This is a genomic window from Mesorhizobium sp. M2A.F.Ca.ET.037.01.1.1 (assembly GCF_003998075.1).
GTDB lineage: Bacteria > Pseudomonadota > Alphaproteobacteria > Rhizobiales > Rhizobiaceae > Mesorhizobium.
The window spans coordinates 1-3,676 of sequence record NZ_RZSA01000695.1 but is presented as its reverse complement, the minus strand read 5'-3'; the positions used below and the strand labels follow the sequence as shown (position 1 = coordinate 3,676).

Here is a 3,676-nt window from a genome sequence, read left to right as displayed (position 1 = left end):
AAGCTGCTCTTCGCCTATGCCGAAGCAACCGTGCCGAAGATCACCGTCATCACCCGCAAGGCCTATGGCGGGGCTTATGACGTTATGGCGTCGAAGCATCTGCGCGGCGACATGAACTATGCCTGGCCGACGGCGCAGATCGCCGTGATGGGCGCCAGGGGCGCGGTCGAGATCATCTACCGCAAGGACATCGGCGATCCGGAGAAAATTGCCGCCCATACAAAGACTTACGAGGATCGCTTCCTGTCGCCTTTCGTCGCCGCCGAACGCGGCTATGTCGATGAGGTGATCATGCCGCATTCGACGCGGCGTCGCGTGGCGCGCGCGCTGCGCATGCTGCGCAACAAGGACATGCAGAACCCCTGGAAGAAGCACGACAACATCCCGTTGTGAGAAGCCGCGCCGACAACAAATGCGCATAACCCTTGCAGCTCAGAGCCTTATTCCGGCCAAGGGGTATGGCGGCACGCAGCGCCAGGTCGAATGGCTGGTCACTGAACTGGTCAGGCTCGGCCACCATGTCGTCCTGATCGCCGCGCCGGGATCGTCGCATCCGATTTGCGAGGTTAGGCATGCGGTCAGCGATGCCGAGTGCAGGGCGGCGATCCCCCGCGACACGCAGATCGTCAATCTCCACGCCTGGAAAGTCGAGGTCCCCTTCCCGACCCTTAACACCGAGCACGGCCACCTACCGGACTATCCGCGGCCGCAGCTCAACTGGAACTTCCTCAGCGCCCGTCATGCCGAGCTGCATGGCCGCAAGAGCTTCGTCTACAACGGGTTTCCGGTGGACGCTTACCGGCTGACGCCAACGAAGAACGATCATCTCTTCTTCATGGCAGCGATCGCACGGGCCGGAAAGGGGCTGAACCGCGCGGTGGATCTTGCCAAGAAATTCGACTTCATCCTCGATATCGCCGGCGGCTCGCGCTGGAAGCTGCTCGGCCGCAGCAAGACGCGCCGCGAGGGCGTGTTCTTCAAGAGCCTTTCCGCCCGCTACCGTTTTCACGGCATGGTCGACGGCCAGGACAAGCTGCGCCTGCTGGGTGAATCGAAGGCATTCCTCAACCCGATCTCCTGGGAAGAACCGTTCGGTATGGCGCAGGTCGAGGCCATGCTGTGCGGCACACCCGTGCTCACCACACCGCGCGGCGCGCTCGTGGAAACCGTAGATGCCGATACCGGGCGCTTCTTCCAGACCGACGAGGAGTTCGGACGCGGTCTTGCTGCGATCGGAGGCCTGTCGGCGCAACGATGCCGCCAGTCGGCCGCTGACAGATTCCCTATCGAGAAGACGGCGAAGGCCTATCTGGAACTCTATGCGCGCATCCTTGATGGCGAAGCGCTTCCGTGACAAATCACCGTCACATCAGCCATTGGTGGCGATTGTTCCGGATCTGAAGGTACCGCCCGTTGCGTCCCATCCTCGTCTTCTGCTTGCCGGCGATCGGAGACTTCATCCGTTGCCATTCGGCAATCCAGATTCTGGCCGAGAAGTTTCCCGGGCATCCGATCGACGTCGCCACCTCGCCGCTTGCCGCGCCGCTGGCGCGGCTGATGCCGCATATCCGCAAGACATGGATTGTCGAGAAGCACTGGAAGCCCGGGCTGAAACAACGGGCAGGTCTGGCGCGCGAAATCCGCAAGGAGAACTACCAGGCGGCCTATATGCTCACCAGCAGCACCAAGGCCGCGCTCGTGCCATGGCTGGCCGGCATACCGGAACGCATCGGCTATCCACGGGAATTCCAGTTCGGCATCATCAACCGCCTGCCTGCCGGCTGGCTGAAGAGCTTCGTGGCGTTCGGTCCGCGCAAGACCAGATTGTACGAACAGGTCTGCGCCATCGCGATGCTGGGTGAAAAGCCAGCCGACCGCATGCGGTTGCCTGCGCCGCAAATGGCTATTTCGGCCGAAGAGCTTTCCGATTGGCGCGCCCGACACGGGATCGATCCTGCGCGACCCGCGCTGGCGCTTTACACGTCCGCTTTCACCAACTTCCGCTCATGGCCGGCGGAGCGTTTCATCTCGGTAGCGAAGGATCACGCCCGGCGCGGCTGGTCGGTTTGGCTCATCGGCGGCCCACGAGAGCGCGAGGCCGCCGCGCAGATACGGGCAGCGCTTCCGGAGGCGGTGGATTTCACGTCGACACCGCAACTGACCGACGCCATGTGCCAGATCGCCGCCTCGACCGTCTTCCTCGGCGTTGATGGGGGCCTCTGCCATGCGGCTGCAGCTTTGGGCGGACCATGCGTGCTCATCTTCGGATCAAATCGGTCTTATGAGACAGGGCCTGTAAACGATCAGGTGCGTTATCTCGAGCCGCCGATTTCGACGCCGAGCTGGGTGCTTGATACACGCGGTGTCAGCGAGGAGCGGGTTCTCGCGGCTTTGGCGACAGCGATCCGAAAACACGGGCCGAAATTCGCCTGACCTTATTCCTCGGCTGCCGCGCCGAAGCCTGAGCCCATGCTGGCGCGTGCCGTGGTCGCCCACGGCGTGGCGTGGTTGTCGATGCGCATCTGGAAGATGAAATAGGTCGGCGAGCAGAAGCCGATGCCCTTGACCTTGGCCGCGCCCGGCGTGTCCGCCGGCAGCGACTGGCACATATAGTCCTCGCGGCAGAAATGATCGGCCGAGCAGGCCGGGCGGTTGCCACGATTGACCGCGCCGCCAAGACACTGGTCGAAATTGTTGGTCGCCACGCAGATGTCGAACTTCTTGCCGCCGACCAGGCCGCAGATCTCGCTGGGCATCGACTTGCCGGCTTTGAAGGCGGAGAAGGCGCGATCCTTGTCGTCGCAGGCCCGGTAGGCGAAGCCTCCTGGGACGCCGATCTTCGGTGGACGGCAGGTAAAGGCCGTGCGGGAGATCGCAGGAGCGAAGGCGGCGAACTGGCCAGTGATCCTGTAGCGATCGTTGAAGGGCTCTGCCGCATTGCTGGCGATCGAGCCGGTGAGGCAAGGATGGCCGGAAAACATAGCGGGGCTGTCTTTCGGCAGCAGGCATTCCGCCAATTTAGTTCTTACGCCTGAAGCGGTGGCGATCGGCGTGCAGATCGTGCCGCCGCCGCACTGCCAGCTGCTGCCGAAGCGGGCGGCATCTTCCGGCATCAGGCATGGCATCGCTGTTTCGGCCGGCGCGTAGGCGACCTCGCCTCCGTCCTTCCAGGTGGCGGGCGGGGCGAAGGAGAGCGGGCGAAAGCGATTGGGATCCCTGCCCTCGGCCGTCGCTTGCAGCCAGGCCTCGCGGCGCGCAATCTCGGCATGGAGATGCGGCGAGATGCCGACCTCGAGCCGGTTGAGCGGCGAGGTCGTCGCGTCGTCGAGGCCGATGAAATGGAAGCCGGCGGTAGAACCTGCCTGATGGCAGCCCTGGCAGGCGCCATTGTCGAGCAGCTCGACCAGGGCTTCCGGCGTGCGAGCCAACGAAAATTTCGAATAGTCGAGCGCGGCTAAGTCCTTCGGCTCGAATATGGGGGTGAACGGATGATTGGCTTGCCTGGCGCTGCCGAAGGTCGACCAGGAGATGACTTTTCTTGCCAGGAATTCGTCCGGGATTTGATAGACGCCGAGATCGACCGCAGCGGCATTGGCGCGGACATAGTCGGCAAGCCGCGCTTTCAGGGCAGCATCGTCGGCGAGCCGTGCCGCGTCCGGCGTATTTTCCAGAGGCT

At 63.4% G+C, this 3,676-nt stretch carries 3 protein-coding genes and 1 pseudogene; 3 read left to right on the top strand and 1 reads right to left on the bottom strand.

Annotation, left to right across the window (positions count from 1 at the left end; genetic code table 11):
* The 3 genes from EOA27_RS27160 to waaF form a co-directional block, all read left to right on the top strand.
* Window positions 1–393 (top strand): carboxyl transferase domain-containing protein (locus tag EOA27_RS27160; RefSeq protein WP_281059480.1); only part of this gene is annotated, 393 nt, incomplete at its 5' end.
* 19 nt (window positions 394–412) lie between these two features.
* Window positions 413–1,354 carry a glycosyltransferase gene (locus EOA27_RS27155; RefSeq protein WP_126082785.1) on the top strand — a complete coding sequence of 314 codons (942 nt, stop codon included), beginning with the start codon at window positions 413–415 and terminating at the stop codon, window positions 1,352–1,354.
* A gap of 59 nt (window positions 1,355–1,413) precedes the next feature.
* Window positions 1,414–2,433, top strand: a complete 1,020-nt coding sequence (waaF, locus tag EOA27_RS27150) for a lipopolysaccharide heptosyltransferase II (RefSeq protein WP_126082786.1) — start codon at window positions 1,414–1,416, stop codon at window positions 2,431–2,433.
* 2 nt (window positions 2,434–2,435) lie between these two features.
* On the opposite strand, the pseudogene EOA27_RS27145 reads toward waaF, so the two are convergent.
* Window positions 2,436–3,676: pseudogene (locus EOA27_RS27145) on the bottom strand (hypothetical protein); the annotation flags it as partial.